The organism is Mesorhizobium sp. M7A.F.Ca.CA.002.05.1.1 (assembly GCF_003998335.1).
Lineage (GTDB): Bacteria > Pseudomonadota > Alphaproteobacteria > Rhizobiales > Rhizobiaceae > Mesorhizobium.
In genome coordinates, this window is sequence record NZ_RZQI01001433.1 from 1 (window position 1) to 881 (window position 881).

Sequence of the window (881 nt, forward strand, 5' to 3'; positions counted from 1 at the left end):
GGATGTCAGGCCGGCCTGCGTCGAGGCCACCACGCGCGTCGCAAAGGTCGACGCATTGAGGCCATGATCGCAGACGGTCACGAGATAGGTATCGAGCGCCTTCGCCAGCGCCGTCGAGGCGACGCTGCCGCTCAGCATCCTCAGCATGTCGGCGGCATGATCGGCGCGGCTGTCCGGCGCGATCGGCTGCTCGCCGCGCTGCAGGCGCAGCAGGGCCGGCGTCAGCACGGCGGGCGCTGCGATGAGCAGCAAGGCATCGGTCAAGGTCTCGCCGTCCGGCAGCAGCGCCATGCCGGCGCGCATGGCGCTGTAAACATCGAGCGACGCCAGCAGGGGCAGCGAGGGCAAGAGCCGTTCGAACACCTCAGCGCGTGCCTGGCCCAGTGCCCGCGTCAGTTGCGCCTCATCGGGAAGGTCGTCGAAGAAGCCGTCGAGCAGCAGCCGCATCACCTGGGCATAGTTCAAGCGGCCGGCCAGCTCCGGCAGCGAATGACCTCGGATCGTCAGACGGCCACCAAGACCATCCACATCGGAAAGCACGGTTTCCGCCGCCACCACGTCATCGAGCCCATTCGCCATAGCCTGTCTCCTTGAAGCATTTCCGGATCGGAGATAGAGATGGGCAACGTTTCCATCAATCTTGATCAATAGAATCAATATCAGGGCTCGATATGTCCGAGTGGTTGTCCCGGGAAGAGGCGCTTGAGCGCCTCAAGGTGCGGGCGCAGACGCTGTACGCCTATGTCAGCCGTGGGCGCATCGGCATGCGGCCCGACCGCGCCGATCCGCGCCGCAGCCAGTACCGCGCCGACGATATCGCCGCACTGGCGACCCGCCGGGCGCGCGGACGGAGCCCATCAGTCATCGCTGAAAGCGCCATT

The 881-nt window shown here is 65.9% G+C and carries 1 protein-coding gene and 1 pseudogene; one reads left to right on the forward strand and one right to left on the reverse strand.

Annotated elements, in window-relative coordinates; translation table 11 throughout:
* The coding region (locus tag EN939_RS36145) for a citrate/2-methylcitrate synthase (RefSeq protein ID WP_272483145.1) at window positions 1-579 on the reverse strand (579 nt) is incomplete at its 3' end.
* A 92-nt stretch (window positions 580-671) separates the two neighbouring features.
* On the opposite strand from EN939_RS36145, the pseudogene EN939_RS36150 reads away from it, so the two are divergent.
* Window positions 672-881: pseudogene (locus EN939_RS36150) on the forward strand (citrate synthase); the annotation flags it as partial.